Consider the following 17,452-nt stretch of genomic DNA (forward strand, 5'->3'; position numbering starts at 1 on the left):
CACACGGCCATGAACGACCAATCCAGAGACTTATCCATCGACGGTACCCAGTCCACACCCGAAATCCGGGGCGATTGGGAGGCCGGGGTTTTGATCCTGCGCGGGGATTCTTATCCCGAAAATACCTTCGAGATTTTCGACCGGGTGATCGGTTGGGTGGAAAACTTCCTATCCGACGGGAGCCGCGCTTTGCGGGTGGAGTTATCCCTGGTCTATCTCAATACCAGCAGCATCCGCGCCATGATCGATATTCTCGATGTTTTGGAGGCGGCCCACGGGCGGGGCCAAACGGTGGATTTGCGCTGGTTTTACGACCGCCGCAACGAAAGGGTGGCGGAATTGGCGGGGGATTTTAAGGAGGATTATACCTTCCCGTTCCAAATCCTCCCCTTGGGTGAGTGAGATGTCCCCGCGCCGCCAGGATGATTCCTTCGAGCAACTGGTCGAAGCCTTGTTGGCGGACGAGCAATACCAGGGGCATCCTTTGCGGGAGGCCTTGGCTTTGCTCTGGCAGCACACCCGCGAGCAACTCGTCCGGCTGGAGCGCGTTACCCATATCTCCGACCGCTACCAGAACGTCGCCCAGGAACAGGCCCGTTCGATGGCGGAACGCTACCACCGGCAGTTGCGCCAAATCGAGAAGATCACCCGCATTTCCGACCGCTACCAGGGCATGCTGCAAGACCTCAACAACGCGCTGAAGGAGGCGTCCACCCACGACGCCCTGACCGGCTTGCCCAACCGGCGGCTATTGACCGAGTGCATGAAGCAGGAGGATGGGCGGGGCGGGGATTATGCCTTGGCGGTGATCGACGCCGACCGCTTCAAGCGCGTCAACGACGATCACGGCCATGAAACCGGTGACCGGGTGTTGGTGGCGCTGGCGCGGACCTTGAAAGAGGGGTTGCGGGAAGGGGATATGTGCGGGCGCTGGGGCGGCGAGGAATTCCTGGCCTTGCTGCCGGGAATCGACGCCGCGGTGGCCGCGGGCGTGGCGGAGCGCTTGTTGGCAGGGGTACGCCGCTTGCGGGTGGCGGTGGACGGGGTCGAATTGCCGATCACGGTCAGCATCGGCCTGGCCCGGCGGCGCGATGGCGAGGGCTATCACGAGACCTTGCTGCGGGCCGACGCGGCCTTGCTGGAAGCCAAACGCGCCGGGCGGGACCGCTGTTACGTCGCCGGGGACGGCGCGTAGCCCGGTTTTATGCTGCCGCTCCCGGATTGCTACGGCTCCGGTGGATCGGCCTTGGGCCGGGTCCGCCACCATCCATCCGCCGCGTAGGCTTTCCAGCCCCAACGCAGCCAATCCAACAGCGCATACGCCAACCACAGCGCCCAGGCCAGCATCAGCCCCCGGTACAGCCACAAGGGTGCGGACACCACCCAGGGCCGGGGCGGTCGGGATTCCGCCCGGTCCTGATACCAATGCAGATGGTAGGCGTCGGAGCCATTGCCCGCGACCTGCATCTCGGGCAATCCCAGCAAGCCTTGTTGCACGGCGTCCAGCAGGCTCGCCAAAGCCGCCAGGGTCAATAGGGCCAACCCGGTTTGCAGCGCGTTGAACCCCCGGTCCCCCAGCGTCCGCCCGACCCGTTCCCGCCAAGCCAGCCCCAACAGCCAAGCCACCACCAGTATCCCGCCGAACGCGGGAATCTGGCTCAGGCCCACCAGCAGCAGCGCCCATTGCCAAGGCCGCAGCGGCGACAGCGGCACCCGCCCCAGCCCGTAGGCCAGCAGCAGGATCAACAGCAACACGCCCCAGAACAACACCGCCGGTCCCAGCGCCGGTCCGCCCAGCAGCAAGACCCAGCGGTCCGGTCCCAGGTCGATCTGGGTACTGGCGTTGACGCTGGGCGCGCCCAAATCCAGTGCCGGGGCGCTCAGGCGGGTATCGATCCCGTGGTCGTCGCGCCAAACCAGGGTGGCCGTCTGGGTGCCGGGATGCAGGGGCAGGGAAACCGTCCGGCCTTGCGGGCGGATGGGTTGCGGGGTGCCGTCGATGCTGACCGATTGCAGGACGGCGGCTTCCGGCAATTCCAGATCGTGGCGTCCGCCCTGGGAACTGCGCAGGCGCAGGCTCAGCGTGGCTTCGGTGGCGCGTTGGCCCGGAGCCAGCCGCAACTCGCTGGCGTCCAGCGTCAGCGTCCGGCCCGGAATCCCCACGGGGCGCGAGAGCCGCAAAGTCACGGATTCGCCCGGCCAGGGCCGCCACTCGGGTAGCCAAGCGCCCGCCGGATTTTGGTGATGGACCACGGCCAGCCCTTCACTGCCCATATGCCAAATCGGGCTGACATCGGCCTGCCAGAATTCGGTCCAGGCCGTGGTATTGGGCGCGGTCAGGGTCAAGCTTGGTTGGGGTTCCAGCACCGACTCCCAGGACAGCTGGGTTTGTCCGGGCAACAGGTTCGCCAGCAGCTTGCCATCCTTCACCCGCACACCGCCCGTGACCACCGATTCGCCGGGAATCAAGGGAATCTCCACCGCCACCGGGCTATCCGCCGGGAATTGCCGTTGGACCCAGGTTTCCACCCGCCACGTCAAGCCCAGCCGTAGCACGCGGCGCACTTCCAGGAAAGGCGGCAAGGGCCGGGCTTCCAGGGTCGGCGTGGCTTCCGCGCCCTGGCGCTCCGCGGTGCGGATCAATTGCAGTTGTGGTTCGGGGACGCCGTTATCGCCGATGCCCGCCACCGTCCAGCCGGTGCCGGTGGCCTCGGCCCGGCGCGGCTTAAGCGGCAAGGGCAGGGCGATTTGTTCGCGGGGCGGCAAGGGACCGGCCAGGACCACGCTATGCCGACCCGGCTCCAGGACCAGCCATAGCAAACCTCCGCTATCGCGGAACAGGCTTTGCGCCGGTTTGCCATCGACCTCGGCCCGCGACGGCGACCATTGCCCCGGCTGGGCGGGTAGGGGCACAGCGGTTTGGGCGGCGCTGGTGATGTCGAGGGTTTGCCGGAGTTCGCCGGGCGCGGTTTCCAGCCGCAGCAGTGGGATTTCCGCGCACCGGGGTTGGCAATCGGGCGGGGCCAACAGGCGGTCGCGGAGGGTGTCCAATAGCTCCGGGCTGGGAATCTCGGCCTTGGCTTCGGGCAGGAACAGCAACAGCGGAATCAGCAGGAACGGAAGCGACCCGCGCCGCGGCGCCGCGCCGCCCGGCCCGGATGGGCGCGGACCCGGCTTGCCCCAGACCAGCAATCCGGCCAAGCCCAGCACTAGCAATACTTCCAGCAGGTTCAACACTAGGTTGGCGGCGGGTGGCAGCAGGAATAGGCGCATCTCCTGGGCGCGGGTGACGGGTCCGTTCCAGCTCAGGGGAATCGTGGTCCAGCGCCATTCCGGCAGGCCCGGGCCGGTTTGGGTGATGGCGTTGGGATCGATGGCGCGGGGTGGTTGGGCCGGGGGCGCGGCGGCTGGGGTAGCGGGGGCGGAAAGCTGTGCCGCTTTGCTCATGGCCCGGAATGTCCGGTCCAGCGTGGCCCCGGCTGTGGGAGCCGCCTCTTCGACAGGCTGCCGGGCGGGTACCGCCAATTCGGCTTGCGCGGCGGGGGCCGCTTGCGCCACCCAGGGATATTCCAACTGCGGATAAAGCCCCACCCGGATGCGCTCCGCCATGAACGGCAGGGCGATCAAGGCCAGGGCCAACGCGGCCAGATTCCGGTACCCGCCCGCCACTTGCCGCGCCCGTCCCTCCGGCAGGTTCCGCGCCAAAGCCACCGCCGCCAGCACATGCAGCCAGATATAGCGCGGCGCGTCCGGTTCGTGCCAGGACAGGGCCAGTCCCGCCACGGCCAGCCCGGTCCAGGGCCAGCCCCACAAGCGCCCCACCGCCAGGGCGGCGATCAAGACGATGAACAAATCCAGCAGGCTCCACCGGGCGATCCAGGTGCCGGGCGCTTGATCCACCCCGGTCGCGGCCAGCAAGCGCCAGCCGGGCGGTAGGTTCAATTCGGCGTCCACCTGCCGGAAATCCCGGTCCCAGCCCGCCACCGACAGCGTGGCGGAACCCGGCAAGCGGCCATCGGCGGACAGGGCGAGTTCGCCCCGCCGCACTTCCACGCCGATGCCGCCGCCGGTGGTGTCGTGGGTGATGGATTGCGGCTCGCCGTCCAGGGACACGCGGCCCAGGTCCAAACCCTGGCCCGCGTTCAAGCGCCAACCCTGGGTCATGCGCCCGCCGATCTGGTCGTTGACGGTGTAGCCCTGGCCGTCGAAATCCAGCCACAGGCGGCGGTGCAGGTCGAGACTGTCGGGTTCGGGGTCCGGGTCGCCGCGGCGGAGGGTTTTGAAGACCATGGCCGCGCCCGGTTCCAGGTGGTAGGCGGGCAGTTGTTTCCAAACTTCGGGTAATTCGGTCTGGCGCGGATCGAGGGCCGGGACGCCTTCGATCTCGGCCAGCCGGATGCCGGGGTTGGCGGCATAGGCCCAGATTTCCTCGGCGGGCCAGGGTTCGGCCGGCGTGCCCGGTTTCAATTCGCCGACTTCGCCGGGCTGGCGGGTGATGATGTCCAGGCTCCAATGGCCGGGCCGGGCTTGGACCCGCAAGCGGCCATCCGCTTCCAAGCGGGCGGGCAGGGGGCTATCCACCCGCAGCGGGATGGCGTGGTCCAGCACCGCGCCTTGCAGCAGCAATTCGCGGGGACGGCCCGCGATATCCAGGTCGAGATGGGTGGTGATTCTGACCGGGACGCTGTCGTCGATACGGCGATAGACCTTGAGCGCCAGGGTGTCGGCGATTTCGGCGGGCTTGGCCGCGCCTTCGTTGTGTATCCACAATGCGCCGTCGTCGTTGAAGGCCGGGATCGAGACCGGCTTGCCCTTGAGTTTGAGTTCGATCAGGCCGATGTGGGCGGGCAGGGGCAGGCTTTCCGGCAGGGCGTCCCAGGTGTAGTGCCCGGTCACGGTGTGGGAGCCGGGCGCGAGACGCAGGCCGGGGCGGTCGTCTTGCGCTTCCAGTGCCGTCGGTTGGCCGTCGGCTTCGACCGCGCCCGGCCAGTGTTCCGCCGCGCCCGGCAGCGCCACCCAACTCGGGGTGTAGACCTGGACCCGCAGTTCGAACCGCCCGCCGTGTTCGTCCAGGTCCAGGGCCAACCGGGCCGGCCAGACGCAGGGGCGTTCTCCGTCCGCGCCGGGCATCGGTGGGCAATTGCGGTCTGGGTGGTCCCATAGTGCCCAATCGACCCAGGGCTTGAGGGCGTCGGGCACTTGGCTTGGGGGCAATGGCCCGGCTTGGGCGATGGCGGCGAGGCAGAGGCACAACAGGACGGGCAGGGTGTACCGGCTGGGCATGGGCAGTCTCCTTCCGGGGGCATGGCGTGGTGGTTGCCATCATAGGGCAGGGCTTCCACGGCCCACAACCGCCAGGATGCGGGCGAAAAAAAGGCCGGTTCGCGGGGAACCGGCCAAGTGCTTCCTTCAGGTAGTGCCATTCACGGGGGGGGATATTAGGGCGGCTGGCTTAAAACAAGCTTAAACGTCCGGCGGAACCGGTTTCGGTAACGGGCGGGCGGGTCGATGCCGGGTCGGCCCGCCCTCGCGCGGTGGAGCCAGACCGCCCCACCCGCTATAATGCCGTTCTTTTTCAACACGCTTCCGTGCCGCCTCGCGGGCCAGTCCGCCGGGGTGTCGCCGCCACCAGAGCCGCCCAGCCCTCCATGACTTCCTTCGCCAAAGAAATCATCCCGGTCAACCTCGAAGACGAAATGAAGCAGTCCTATCTCGATTACGCCATGAGCGTGATCGTGGGCCGGGCGCTTCCCGACGTGCGGGACGGGCTGAAACCCGTGCATCGCCGCGTCCTCTATGCCATGCACGAGTTGGGCAACGATTGGAACAAGCCTTATAAGAAATCGGCCCGCGTGGTGGGCGACGTGATCGGTAAATACCATCCGCATGGCGATGTGGCTGTTTACGATACGATTGTTCGCATGGCGCAGCCCTTTTCCCTGCGCTATATGCTGATCGACGGACAAGGCAACTTCGGCAGCGTCGATGGCGATCCACCTGCCGCCATGCGTTACACCGAAGTCCGCATGGCCCGTATCGCCCATGAGCTACTCGCCGACCTCGACAAGGAAACCGTCGATTTCATCCCCAACTACGACGAATCCGAGCGGGAACCCACGGTCCTCCCCACTCGGATTCCCAACCTGCTGGTCAATGGCTCGGCCGGGATCGCGGTCGGCATGGCGACCAATATCCCGCCGCACAACCTGGGCGAAGTCATCGACGCCTGCCTCCACCTCATCGAACAGCCGGAAGCCAGTATCCAGGATTTGATGGGCCATATCCCCGGCCCGGATTTCCCCACCTTCGGGCTTATCAACGGGGCTGGCGGCATCCGTGAGGCGTACCTGACCGGGCGGGGCCGCATCTACCTCCGCGCCCGTTGCGAATTCGAGGAAGACGGCCACCGCACCAGCATCGTGGTTCACGAGCTGCCGTATCAGGTCAACAAAGCCCGGCTCCAGGAAAAAATCGCCGAACTCGCCAAGGAAGGGCGTTTGGGCGGGATTTCCGGCCTGCGCGACGAATCCGACAAGGACGGGATGCGCTTGGTGATCGAACTCAAGCGCGGCGAAGCAGCGGAAGTGGTGCTGAACAACCTGTACCAATTGACCGCGATGCAGACCGTGTTCGGTATCAACATGGTGGCTTTGATCGATGGCCGTCCGCGCTGCCTGAACCTCAAGGAGTTCCTGGCCGCTTTCATCGACCACCGCCGTGAGGTCGTGACCCGGCGCACCTTGTTCGATCTCCGCAAGGCCCGCGAACGCGCCCATATCCTGGAAGGTTTGGCTGTGGCCCTCGCTAATATCGACGCGGTCATCGAGCTCATCAAGACTTCGCCCAACCCCGCCGTGGCGAAAGAGCGTTTGTTGGAGCCGGTATGGCGTCCGGGCGTGGTGATGGACCTTTTGGCGCGGGCCGAGGATGCCATCCGTTCGCGTCCCGAAACCCTGCACGCCTGGTTCGGTCTGGGCGATCAAGGCTACCGCCTGTCGCCGGAACAGGCCCAGGCCATTTTGGAACTGCGCCTGCACCGGCTGACCGGCCTGGAACAAGACAAAATCATCGCCGAATATCGCGAAATCCTCGCCAAGATCGATGAATTCCTGGCGATCCTGGGCAGCGATGTCCGGCTGATGGAAGTCATCCGCGACGAACTCGCCGCCATCCGCGAGCAATTCGCCGACAAGCGCCGCACCCGGATCATCGCGGACCATCTCGACCTCAGCCGCGCCGACCTCATCACCGAGGAAGACATGGTTGTCACCGTGTCGCACGAAGGCTATGTGAAATCCCAGCCGCTCACGGCCTACCGCGCCCAGCGCCGTGGCGGTCGCGGCAAGGCGGCGGCGACCACCAAGGAAGAGGATTTCATCGAGAAGCTGATCGTGGCCAACACCCACGACACCATCCTGTGTTTCTCCAGCGTCGGCAAGGTGTATTGGCTCAAGGTCTACGAATTGCCTGTGGCGAGCCGGACTTCCCGCGGCAAGCCCTTCGTCAACCTGTTGCCTTTGGAGGACGGTGAGCGCATCAATGCCATCCTGCCGATCCGCGAGTTCGACGAAGGCCATTTCATCTTCATGGCGACTGCGTCCGGCATCGTCAAGAAGGTGGCGCTGAAGGAGTTCGAGCGGCCCCGCAGCCTGGGCAAGATCGCCATCGACCTGCGCCAGGACGACCGTTTGGTCGATGTCGCCATCACCGACGGCCAGCAGCATGTCATGCTGTTCAGCGACGCGGGCAAGGCGGTGTGCTTCGACGAGGACGATGTGCGGGTCATGGGGCGCGGCGCGGCGGGCGTCCGCGGCATGGCCTTGGGCGACGATCAGAAGATCATCGCCCTCATCATCGGCACCGAAGGCTCGGTGCTGAACATCACCGAAAAGGGCTACGGCAAGCGCACCGATATCGCCGATTTCCCCAGGCATCGCCGGGGCGGGCAGGGCGTCATCGCCATCCAGACCAACGAGCGCAACGGCGCGGTGGTGGGCGCGGTGCTGGTGAACGAAAGCGACGAACTCATGCTGATTACCGATGGCGGCACCCTGGTCCGCACCCGGGTCGAGGAAATCCGCGAACTGGGCCGCAACACCCAGGGCGTGATGGTGATCCGCCTCAATCCGGGCGAGAAAGTGGTGGGCGTGGACCGTATTCCGATGTTGGAAGGCGAGTCCGACGATATCGCCGAGACCGGCGAAGAATCCGCCGGGACCGATCCGACCGAAATCAATCCGATTAACCAAGAAGGAGAGAGCGATGGCGAGGGTGTATAACTTCAGCGCGGGACCGTCCACGCTGCCGACGGCGGTACTCGAAAAGGCCCGCGACGAATTGCTCGATTGGGGCGGCACCGGCATGTCGGTGATGGAGATGAGCCATCGCAGCAAGGCCTATGTCGGTATCGCCGAGCAGGCCGAGGCCGATTTCCGCGCCTTGCTGGCGGTGCCCGCCGATTACAAGGTGCTGTTCCTGCCGGGCGGGGCCACCGGCCAGTTCGCCGCCATCCCCATGAACCTGCTGCGCGGCAAGACCAAGACCTGCTATGTCAACACCGGCATCTGGTCCGAAAAAGCCATCGCGGAAGCCAAGCTCTATTCCGAAGTGCTGATCGCCGCAAGTTCCAAGGACAACCAGCACACCGCGATTCCGGCCCGCGCCGATTGGAAGCTCGACGCCGAAGCGGCCTATTTGCACTACACCTCTAATGAAACCATCGGCGGCGTGGAATTCCATAGCGTGCCGGACAGCGAAGGTCTCCCGCTGGTTTGCGATATGTCTTCCGATATCTTGTCCCGCCCGGTGGATGTAGCCCAATACGCGCTCATCTACGCCGGGGCGCAGAAGAACATGGGACCGGCCGGCATCGCCATCGTGGTGGTGCGCGAGGATGTGCTGGGCCAAACCCTGCCGTTCACGCCTTCGATCTTCGATTACAAGAAGCAGGCCGAGAACGGCTCCATGCTCAACACCCCGCCCACCTATAACTGGTATTTGTTGGGGCTGGTGCTGGAATGGTTGAAGGAACAGGGCGGACTCGCCGCCATCGAGGCGCTCAATACCCGCAAAGCCGACAAGCTCTACGCCGCCATCGACAATTCGCCGTTCTATTCCAACCCGGTCGATCCGGCCTGCCGTTCGCGCATGAACGTGCCGTTCCGCATCGCCAACACCGATTTGGAAAAAACCTTCCTGGCCGAAGCCAAGGCGGCGGGTTTGGTGAATCTGGAAGGCCATCGTTCGGTGGGCGGTTTCCGCGCCAGTATCTATAACGCCATGCCGGAAGCGGGCGTCGATGCCTTGGTGGACTTCATGGCTGGCTTCGAAAAGCAACACGGGTGAAATCCATGCTCAAAATCCGCACCTACAACAACATCTCGCCCCTGGGGCTGGAAAAATTCCCCCGCGACCGCTACGAGGTCGCTTCCGAAATCCAACATCCCGACGCCATCCTGCTGCGTTCCTTCGACCTGCACGGGGTCGAAATCCCCGCGACGGTCAAGGCCGTGGGCCGGGCCGGGGCCGGTGTCAACAACATCCCGGTGTCCGAATATACCCAGCGCGGCGTGCCAGTGTTCAACGCGCCGGGAGCCAATGCCAACGCCGTGAAGGAACTGGTGCTGGCCGGGATGCTGCTGGCCGCCCGCAAAATCTGCGATGCCTGGAATTACGCCAAGCACCTGGAAGGCGACGACGACTCGATCCATCATCAAGTGGAAAAGGGCAAGAAAGCCTTCGTCGGTTTCGAGTTGACCGGCAAGACCCTGGGGGTGTTGGGGCTCGGGGCCATCGGTGTGAAGGTCGCCAATGCCGCCATCGATCTCGGCATGAATGTCATCGGCTACGACCCGCTGTTGACGGTCGAAAGCGCTTGGATGCTGTCCTCGAAAGTGGCGCGGGCCAGCAGCGTGGACGATCTGATTTCCCGTTCCGACCTTGTCACCCTGCACGTCCCCCTGGGCGAGCAAACCCGCCATCTCATCAACGGCCCGCGCCTCGGTTTCATGAAGAAGGGCGCGGTCTTGTTGAATTTCTCGCGTTCGCCGGTGGTGGACGAGGACGCCGTCCGCGCCGCCTTGGATTCCGGCCAGTTGCAAACCTATGTCTGCGACTTCCCCGGCCAAGCCCTCCTCAGCCATGCCAAGGCCATCGTGCTGCCGCACTTGGGCGCATCCACCCACGAGGCCGAGGAGAACTGCGCCATCATGGTGGCCGAGCGGGTGCGCGATTTCTTGGAGAACGGCAATATCCGCCATTCGGTGAACTTCCCCGAAGTCGTCATGCCGCGCAGCCAAGGTCATCGTCTCGCCATCGCCAACGAGAACGTGCCGAACATGGTCGGGCAGATTTCCTCCGCCCTGGCCGAAGCCAACCTCAACATCATCGATTTGTTGAACAAGTCGCGGGGTGATTACGCTTACACCTTGATCGACCTGAACGCTGCGGTGCCCGCCGAAACCCTGGAGCGCATCGGGTCCATCAAGGGCGTGTTGTCGGTACGGACCCTCTGAAGCTCCAGCCCATGCGGAATCCAGAAATCACCCCCGTCGAACATCCCCTGGCCGGGATACGCCGCGAAATCGACGCCATCGACGACCAGCTTTTGGCGTTGCTGAACCGCCGCGCCGCTTGTGCCCAGCAGGTGGCGGAGATCAAGACCGCCGCTGGCGAGGTCGAGTGTTTCCACCGGCCCGAGCGCGAGGCCGAAGTGTTGCGGCGGATGGCGGAGCGGAATCCTGGACCGTTGGGGCGGGACGTGGTGGTGCGGTTTTTCCGGGAACTGATGTCGGAATGCCTCGCCCTGGAAAAACCACTGGCCGTGGCTTTCCTAGGGCCGGAAGGCACCTTCACCCAGCAGGCGGCGTTCAAGCATTTCGGCCACGCCATCGCGGCCAGTCCGTTGCCGTCCATCGACGAGATTTTCCGCAGCGTCGAGGGCGGCGCTTGCCAATATGGCGTGGTGCCGGTCGAAAATTCCACCGAAGGCGTCATCACCCATACCCTGGACAGTTTCATGCGTTCGGGGTTGTTGATTACCGGCGAGGTGAGCCTGCGTATCCATCACAACCTGATGGGGCAGTGTGAGGATTTGGCCGGAATCCGCGAGGTGTTTTCGCATCAGCAATCCTTGGCCCAGTGCCGGGGTTGGCTGGACCGCCAGTTGCCGGGCGTTCGGCGCACGGCGGTTAGCAGCAATGCCGAGGCGGCGCGGTTGGCGGCTGAAACGCCCGGTTGCGCGGCCATCGCGGGCGAGGTGGCGGCGGAATTGTATGGCCTGGGGATTTTGGCGCGGAATATCGAGGACGAACCGGACAACACCACCCGGTTCCTGGTGATTGGCCGCAATCCGGTGAACCGCACCGGCCAGGACAAGACTTCCCTGCTGCTGACCACGCGCAACGATCCGGGCGCGTTATATGGCGTGTTGGAGCCTTTCGCCCGCCATGGCATCAGCATGAGCAAGATCGAATCGCGGCCTTCCCGGCGCGGGGCTTGGGATTATGTGTTCTTCGTCGATGTCGAGGGGCATCGGGACGATCCGACCCTGGCCGGTGCGCTGGCCGAACTCGAACGCAAAACCACCTTGCTGAAAATCCTCGGCTCCTATCCCAAAGCCGTGGCCTGATTAAAAACAAGAGATAGCGCAGCCTTTCCATGCAAGCAGCCGATTTAGCCATCCCCGGAGTGCGTGGCCTGACCCCTTATCTGCCCGGCAAACCCATCGCCGAGTTGGAACGGGAGTTGGGTCTTGCCCATATCGTCAAGCTCGCTTCCAACGAGAATCCCTTGGGGCCGAGTCCCAGGGCTTTGGAAGCCGTCCGCCGCATCCTGCCGGAACTGCATTTCTATCCCGATGGCGGTGGTTTCGAGCTGAAATCCGCATTGGCCGGGAAACTGGGCGTCGAATCCGCACAGATCACTTTGGGCAATGGCTCCAACGATGTGTTGGAACTGGTCGCCCGCGCTTTCCTGTCGCCCGCGGTCAACGCGGTGTTTTCGGAACATGCCTTCGCGGTCTATCCCATTGTCACCCAGGCGGTGGGCGCTGTAGCCAAGGTGGCGAAGGCCCACGATGGCAGCCGGGGTTCCCGCTATGGGCATGATTTGGCGGCGATGGCCGCTTTGGTCGATGCCGATACACGGGTGGTGTTCATCGCCAACCCGAACAATCCCACCGGCAATTACCTGACCCGCACCGAGTTGCACGCTTTCCTGGCCGGGCTGCCCGAACATGTCATCGCCGTGGTGGACGAGGCTTATTTCGAGTATGTCGCGGTGGCCGATTACCCGAACGCTTTGTCTTGGCTGCCGGAATTCCCCCATCTGGTGGTGACGCGGACTTTCTCCAAGGCGTATGGCTTGGCCGGGCTCCGGGTGGGTTATGCCGTGTCGAGTCCCGCCGTCGCCGATGTGTTGAATCGGGTGCGCCAGCCCTTCAACGTCAACCTGCCCGCCCTGGAAGCGGCCAAGGCCGCGCTGGACGACGCCGAACATCTGGAAAACACCGTCCGCCTCAACCAGGCCGGTTTGCGCCAATTGGGCGCAGCCTTCATCGCCCGTGGCCTGGAATTCATTCCTTCGGTCGGCAATTTCATCACCTTCGACCTCAAGCGTCCCGCCGGGCCGGTGTACGAGGCTTTGTTGCGGCAAGGCGTGATTGTGCGGCCCATCGGCAATTACGGCTTGCCTCATCATCTGCGGGTCACGGTGGGCACGGAGGCGCAGAACGCCGTGTTCCTGGCCGCGCTGGACCGCGTGCTGGCCGCATGATCCAGCGCCTTTGCGTCATCGGCGTCGGGCTGATCGGCGGTTCCATCGCTTGCGGTACCCGTGCGGCGGGCGAGGTTGGCAGCGTGGTCGGCGTCGATGCCGATGCCGCCAATCTGCGGGCAGCCCTGGACTCGGGCGTCATTGATTGCGCCTATGACAATGTCGCCGAGGGCGCGGCGGACTGTGATTTAGTGGTCATCGCCACGCCGGTCGGGGCCATCGAATCCGTGTTAAAGGCGTTGCGGCCCGTCTGGTCGGACAGCGCCGTCTATACCGATGTCGGCAGCACCAAGGGCAATGTCATCGCGGCGGCAGAACGGGTTTTCGGCGCGGTGCCGCCTAATTTCGTGCCGGGACATCCCATCGCCGGGGCCGAGCGTAGCGGGGTCGGTGCCGCCAAGCGCGATTTGTACGCGGGCAAGCGGGTCATCCTGACGCCTTTGCCAGAGACCCGGCCCGCCGCAGTGGACGCGGTGGAAACGTTGTGGCGGTGTCTCGGGGCCAGGGTTTCGCATATGGCTCCCGGCCATCACGACGAGGTGTTGGCCGCGACCAGCCATCTACCGCACGTCCTGGCCTTCGCGCTGACGGCCATGCTGGGCCGCAAGGACGAGCAGGACGAAATCTTCCAGTACGCGGCGGGCGGTTTCCGCGACTTCACCCGCATCGCTTCCAGCGACCCCGCGATGTGGCGGGATATCTGCCTCGCCAACAGTGGCGAAATCGTGGCCTTGCTCGAACTGTTCCGCGCACACCTCGAAATCGTCGAAAGCCATATCAAGCACCGTTCGGCGGACGAGTTGTTCGCCCTCTTCACCGAAGCCCGCGATGCGCGGCAACGTTTTCTCGACCAATTGGAAAAATAACCAGAGCCTTAACGCTATGAGCAACAGCAACGTCATCTTCCGGGTTCAACCGGGCGGCAGCTTGCGCGGCGAAGCCCGCGTTCCCGGCGACAAATCCGTGTCCCACCGCTCTATCATGCTGGGTTCGCTGGCCGAAGGCACGACCCGGGTTTCCGGTTTCCTGCAAGCGGAAGACTGCCTCGCCACCATGAACGCCTTCCGCGCCATGGGCGTCGAGATCGAGGGTCCGGTCGAGGGCTGCGTCACTATCCATGGCGTCGGGATGCACGGCCTCAAAGCGCCGACCCAAGAGCTTTATCTGGGCAATTCCGGGACTTCCATGCGTTTGTTGTCGGGTCTGCTGTCCGGGCAAGCGTTCGATAGCGTCCTGACCGGCGATCCTTCGCTGTCGCGCCGCCCGATGAAGCGCGTCACCAATCCGCTGCGGGAGATGGGCGCGGAAATCGAAACCACCGCAGCCGGGACTTCCCCGCTCAAGATCAAGGGCGGCGCGAAGCTCAAGGGCATCCATTACGACATGCCGGTGGCCAGCGCCCAGGTGAAATCCTGCTTGCTGCTGGCGGGGCTCTACGCCGAAGGCGAAACCTCCGTGCGCGAACCGGCCCCGACCCGCGACCACACCGAGCGGATGCTGACCGGCTTCGGCTATCCGGTGGAGCGCGAGGGCGATGTCATCAAAGTGCGTCCGGGTGGCAAGCTGACCGCCTGCGATGTGGATGTGCCCAGCGATATTTCTTCCGCCGCGTTCTTCATGGTGGGCGCGTCCATCGCCGAGGGCGCGGATGTGACCTTGAAGCATGTCGGCATCAACCCGACCCGGACCGGCGTGATCGATATCCTCAAGCTGATGGGCGCGGATATCGAGATCATCGACCCCCGCGAGGCGGGCGGCGAGCCGGTGGCGGATATCCGCATCAAATCCAGCCCACTGCATGGCATCGATATCCCGGAAGCTTTGGTGCCGCTGGCCATCGATGAATTCCCGGTGTTGTTCGTGGCCGCCGCCTGCGCCGAAGGCCAAACCCGCTTGACCGGCGCGGAAGAACTCCGGGTCAAGGAAAGCGACCGCATCCAGGTGATGGCCGACGGCCTGCAAATCCTGGGCATCGACGCCCAGCCGACCCCGGATGGCATGATCGTCCAGGGCGGCAAGCTTGGCAGTGGCAAGGTCGATTCCCACGGCGACCACCGCATCGCCATGGCTTTCTCCATCGCGGCGCTTAGGGCGTCCGGCACCATCGAAATCAGCGATTGCGCCAACGTCAATACTTCCTTCCCGATCTTCGTGGAATTGGCGCGGGGCTTGGGCCTCGACATCGTATCGATTGAAGGCGAAATCGTATGAACCTGGAAATTCCGGTCCTGACCATCGACGGACCCAGCGGCTCCGGCAAGGGCACTGCCAGCCGGGCCGTGGCGCAACGCCTGGGCTGGAATTTCCTCGATAGCGGGGCGATCTACCGCTCGCTGGCGGTGGCGGTGCTGCGGGCGGGCGTTCCGCTCGACGCCGTGGACGCCATCGTGCGGGTCGCCGAAGCCATGGATTTGAGCTTCACCGCCGACGATCCGCCCAAGGTGCTGCTGGATGGCGAGAACATCGCCGGGGAAATCCACACCGAAACTTGCGGTAACGCGGCTTCGCGCATCGCGGCCCATGGCCCGGTGCGTCAGGCGCTGCTGCAAAAGCAGCGCGATTTCCGCCGAGCGCCCGGCCTGGTCGCCGATGGACGGGACATGGGCACGGTGGTTTTTCCCGAGGCGGTTTATAAGGTTTTTCTCACTGCCAGTGCCGGAGTGCGCGCCCTCCGGCGTCATAAGCAGTTGAAAGAGAAGGGGATCGATGTTAGCCTTGGCGGCTTGACAAGAGAAATCGAGGAACGGGACCGGCGCGACCGCGAGCGGGCCGAAGCCCCCCTGCTGATGGCCGAAGGCGCGGTTTTGATCGATTCATCGGCATTGACGATAGACGAAGTCGTCGTCCGCTGTCTCGCCGTGGTCGGGCTGTAATCCCCTCGATCTTCGTTTTTTTTGGAGCCATCGGCACCGCCGGTGGTGGTTTCAATCCAACCCCATGAATGGCCGCGACCCGGCTATTTACCCAACCGAACCTTTTTTATGACCGACAGCTTCGCAGCATTGTTTGAAGAGAGCCTGGCCCAAGCCGAAATGCGTCCGGGCAGCATTATCCGCGGCACCGTGGTGGACATCGGCAACGATGTGGTGGTCGTGAACGCCGGACTCAAGTCCGAGGGCGTGGTGCCCAAGTGGCAGTTCCTCGACGCCGAAGGCCAGATCGAAGTCCAGATCGGCGACACCGTCGAAGTCACCCTGGAATTGCTGGAAGACGGGCTGGGCGCGACCCTCTTGTCCCGCGACAAGGCCAAGCGTCTCAAGGCTTGGCTGGACCTCGAACAGGCTTTCGAGAAGAACGAGACCGTCACCGGCAAGCTGACCGGCAAGGTCCGCGGTGGTTTCACCGTCGCCCTCGGCGCCCTGCGGGCGTTCCTGCCAGGTTCCTTGGTCGATGTGCGCCCGGTGCGCGACACTTCCTACCTGGAAGGCCGCGACCTCGAATTCAAGGTCATCAAGATCGACCAGAAGCGCAATAACGTGGTGCTGTCCCGCCGCGCCGTGGTCGAGTCCGAATACAGCGCCGAAAAAGAAGCCCTGCTGGAAAACCTCAAGGAAGGCGCTATCGTCGCCGGCGTGGTCAAGAACCTCACCGATTACGGCGCGTTCATCGACCTGGGCGGTATCGATGGGCTGCTGCACATCACCGACATGGCTTGGAAGCGCGTGCGCCATCCGTCCGAAGCGGTGCAGATCGGTCAGGAAATCCAGGTCAAGGTGCTCAAGTTCGACCAAGAGAAGAACCGCGTTTCCTTGGGGCTCAAGCAACTGGGCGAAGACCCGTGGCTCAATATCGCCCGCCGTTATCCGCCGGGCACCCGTTTGTTCGGCAAGGTCAGCAATCTGACCGACTACGGCTGTTTCGTGGAACTGGAAGAAGGCGTGGAAGGTTTGGTCCATGTGTCCGAAATGGATTGGACCAACAAGAACGTCAACCCGGCCAAGATCGTGCAGTTGGGCGAGGAAGTCGAAGTCATGGTCCTCGACATCGACGAAGACCGCCGCCGTATCTCCTTGGGCATGAAGCAGTGCCGTCCCAATCCCTGGGAAGAGTTCGCCGGTACCCACAAGAAGGGCGACAAGATCAAGGGCAACATCAAGTCCATCACCGATTTCGGTATTTTCATCGGGTTGGATGGCGGCATCGACGGTTTGGTGCATCTGTCCGATATCTCCTGGAGCAATACCGGCGAAGACGCCATCCGCCAGTTCAAGAAGGGCGACGAGGTCGAAACCGTCATTCTGGCCATCGATCCCGAGCGCGAACGCATCTCGCTGGGCGTCAAGCAGCTTGAACAAGACCCGTTCCAGAACTATCTCGCCACCCACGAGAAGGGCGGCGCGGTGCGCGGCGTGGTCAAGGAAGTCGATGCCAAGGGCGCGGTCATCGTCCTGGCCGACAGTGTCGAGGGCTATCTCCGGGCTTCCGAGATTTCCCGCGACCGGGTCGAGGATGCCCGCACCCAGTTGAAGGTCGGCGACGAGGTCGAGGCCAAGTTCATCGGTGTGGACAAGAAGAACAAGACCATCACCCTGTCCATCAAAGCCAAGGACCAGGAAGAAGAAGCCGCCGCCATCAAGGGCTATTCCCAGCAGGCATCGTCCGGGATGCCGACCTTGGGCGACATCTTCAAGGAACAGATGGAGAACAAGTAATCCGGCCAAGCAAGGGGGGCGTGAGC

At 64.1% G+C, this 17,452-nt stretch carries 12 protein-coding genes; 11 read left to right on the top strand and 1 reads right to left on the bottom strand.

The genetic code is table 11. The features are described from left to right. Positions 1–9 precede the first annotated feature (9 nt). Together siaC and siaD are read left to right on the top strand one after the other, a co-directional pair. Positions 10–402 carry a biofilm regulation phosphoprotein SiaC gene (gene siaC / locus B9N93_RS07925; protein ID WP_085212490.1) on the top strand — a complete coding sequence of 131 codons (393 nt, stop codon included), beginning with the start codon at positions 10–12 and terminating at the stop codon, positions 400–402. 1 nt (position 403) lies between these two features. Next, on the top strand, positions 404–1,195 hold the full coding sequence (gene siaD, locus B9N93_RS07930; RefSeq protein WP_085212491.1) for a biofilm regulation diguanylate cyclase SiaD: 792 nt from the start codon (positions 404–406) through the stop codon (positions 1,193–1,195). Positions 1,196–1,224: 29 nt separating this feature from the next. Here siaD and B9N93_RS24555 read toward each other — a convergent pair whose 3' ends face one another. Beyond that, complete coding sequence (locus tag B9N93_RS24555; RefSeq protein WP_125468890.1) at positions 1,225–5,283, bottom strand: hypothetical protein; 4,059 nt, start codon at positions 5,281–5,283, stop codon at positions 1,225–1,227. Between the two features lie 365 nt (positions 5,284–5,648). Here B9N93_RS24555 and gyrA point away from each other — a divergent pair, with 365 nt between their 5' ends. The 9 genes from gyrA to rpsA all read left to right on the top strand — a co-directional run bounded on the left by gyrA (position 5,649) and on the right by rpsA (position 17,426). Further along, positions 5,649–8,279 (top strand): DNA gyrase subunit A, encoded by a 2,631-nt coding sequence (gene gyrA / locus B9N93_RS07940; RefSeq protein ID WP_085212494.1) that lies wholly within the window; start codon positions 5,649–5,651, stop codon positions 8,277–8,279. Then, positions 8,263–9,345 (top strand): 3-phosphoserine/phosphohydroxythreonine transaminase, encoded by a 1,083-nt coding sequence (gene serC, locus B9N93_RS07945; RefSeq protein WP_085212495.1) that lies wholly within the window; start codon positions 8,263–8,265, stop codon positions 9,343–9,345. The genes gyrA and serC overlap by 17 nt, the downstream gene beginning before the upstream one ends. Positions 9,346–9,350: 5 nt before the next feature. Then, complete coding sequence (locus tag B9N93_RS07950; protein WP_085212496.1) at positions 9,351–10,514, top strand: phosphoglycerate dehydrogenase; 1,164 nt, start codon at positions 9,351–9,353, stop codon at positions 10,512–10,514. Between the two features lie 11 nt (positions 10,515–10,525). Further along, complete coding sequence (pheA, locus tag B9N93_RS07955) at positions 10,526–11,629, top strand: prephenate dehydratase (protein WP_085212497.1); 1,104 nt, start codon at positions 10,526–10,528, stop codon at positions 11,627–11,629. A 29-nt stretch (positions 11,630–11,658) separates the two neighbouring features. Beyond that, on the top strand, positions 11,659–12,774 hold the full coding sequence (gene hisC / locus B9N93_RS07960; protein WP_085212498.1) for a histidinol-phosphate transaminase: 1,116 nt from the start codon (positions 11,659–11,661) through the stop codon (positions 12,772–12,774). Next, entirely contained in the window at positions 12,771–13,640 is an 870-nt protein-coding gene (locus B9N93_RS07965; protein WP_085212499.1) for a prephenate dehydrogenase, read from the top strand. Before hisC ends, B9N93_RS07965 begins: the two co-directional genes overlap by 4 nt. A 16-nt stretch (positions 13,641–13,656) precedes the next feature. Continuing rightward, a complete protein-coding gene (gene aroA, locus B9N93_RS07970) occupies positions 13,657–14,985 on the top strand; it encodes a 3-phosphoshikimate 1-carboxyvinyltransferase (RefSeq protein WP_085212500.1) in 1,329 nt (442 codons plus the stop codon). After that, on the top strand, positions 14,982–15,647 hold the full coding sequence (cmk, locus tag B9N93_RS07975; RefSeq protein WP_085212501.1) for a (d)CMP kinase: 666 nt from the start codon (positions 14,982–14,984) through the stop codon (positions 15,645–15,647). The genes aroA and cmk overlap by 4 nt, the downstream gene beginning before the upstream one ends. 108 nt (positions 15,648–15,755) lie before the next feature. Next, a complete protein-coding gene (rpsA, locus tag B9N93_RS07980) occupies positions 15,756–17,426 on the top strand; it encodes a 30S ribosomal protein S1 (RefSeq protein WP_085212502.1) in 1,671 nt (556 codons plus the stop codon). Positions 17,427–17,452 lie beyond the last annotated feature (26 nt).

This window comes from Methylomagnum ishizawai, assembly GCF_900155475.1.
Taxonomy (GTDB): Bacteria; Pseudomonadota; Gammaproteobacteria; order Methylococcales; family Methylococcaceae; genus Methylomagnum; species Methylomagnum ishizawai_A.

Bases quoted from the DNA above. Each gene is read 5' to 3' on its own strand.
- siaC (WP_085212490.1), top strand. From the start codon at position 10: ATGAACGACCAATCCAGAGACTTATCCATCGACGGTACCCAGTCCACA.
- siaD (WP_085212491.1), top strand. From the start codon at position 404: ATGTCCCCGCGCCGCCAGGATGATTCCTTCGAGCAACTGGTCGAAGCC.
- B9N93_RS24555 (WP_125468890.1), bottom strand. From the start codon at position 5,283: ATGCCCAGCCGGTACACCCTGCCCGTCCTGTTGTGCCTCTGCCTCGCC.
- gyrA (WP_085212494.1), top strand. From the start codon at position 5,649: ATGACTTCCTTCGCCAAAGAAATCATCCCGGTCAACCTCGAAGACGAA.
- serC (WP_085212495.1), top strand. From the start codon at position 8,263: ATGGCGAGGGTGTATAACTTCAGCGCGGGACCGTCCACGCTGCCGACG.
- B9N93_RS07950 (WP_085212496.1), top strand. From the start codon at position 9,351: ATGCTCAAAATCCGCACCTACAACAACATCTCGCCCCTGGGGCTGGAA.
- pheA (WP_085212497.1), top strand. From the start codon at position 10,526: ATGCGGAATCCAGAAATCACCCCCGTCGAACATCCCCTGGCCGGGATA.
- hisC (WP_085212498.1), top strand. From the start codon at position 11,659: ATGCAAGCAGCCGATTTAGCCATCCCCGGAGTGCGTGGCCTGACCCCT.
- B9N93_RS07965 (WP_085212499.1), top strand. From the start codon at position 12,771: ATGATCCAGCGCCTTTGCGTCATCGGCGTCGGGCTGATCGGCGGTTCC.
- aroA (WP_085212500.1), top strand. From the start codon at position 13,657: ATGAGCAACAGCAACGTCATCTTCCGGGTTCAACCGGGCGGCAGCTTG.
- cmk (WP_085212501.1), top strand. From the start codon at position 14,982: ATGAACCTGGAAATTCCGGTCCTGACCATCGACGGACCCAGCGGCTCC.
- rpsA (WP_085212502.1), top strand. From the start codon at position 15,756: ATGACCGACAGCTTCGCAGCATTGTTTGAAGAGAGCCTGGCCCAAGCC.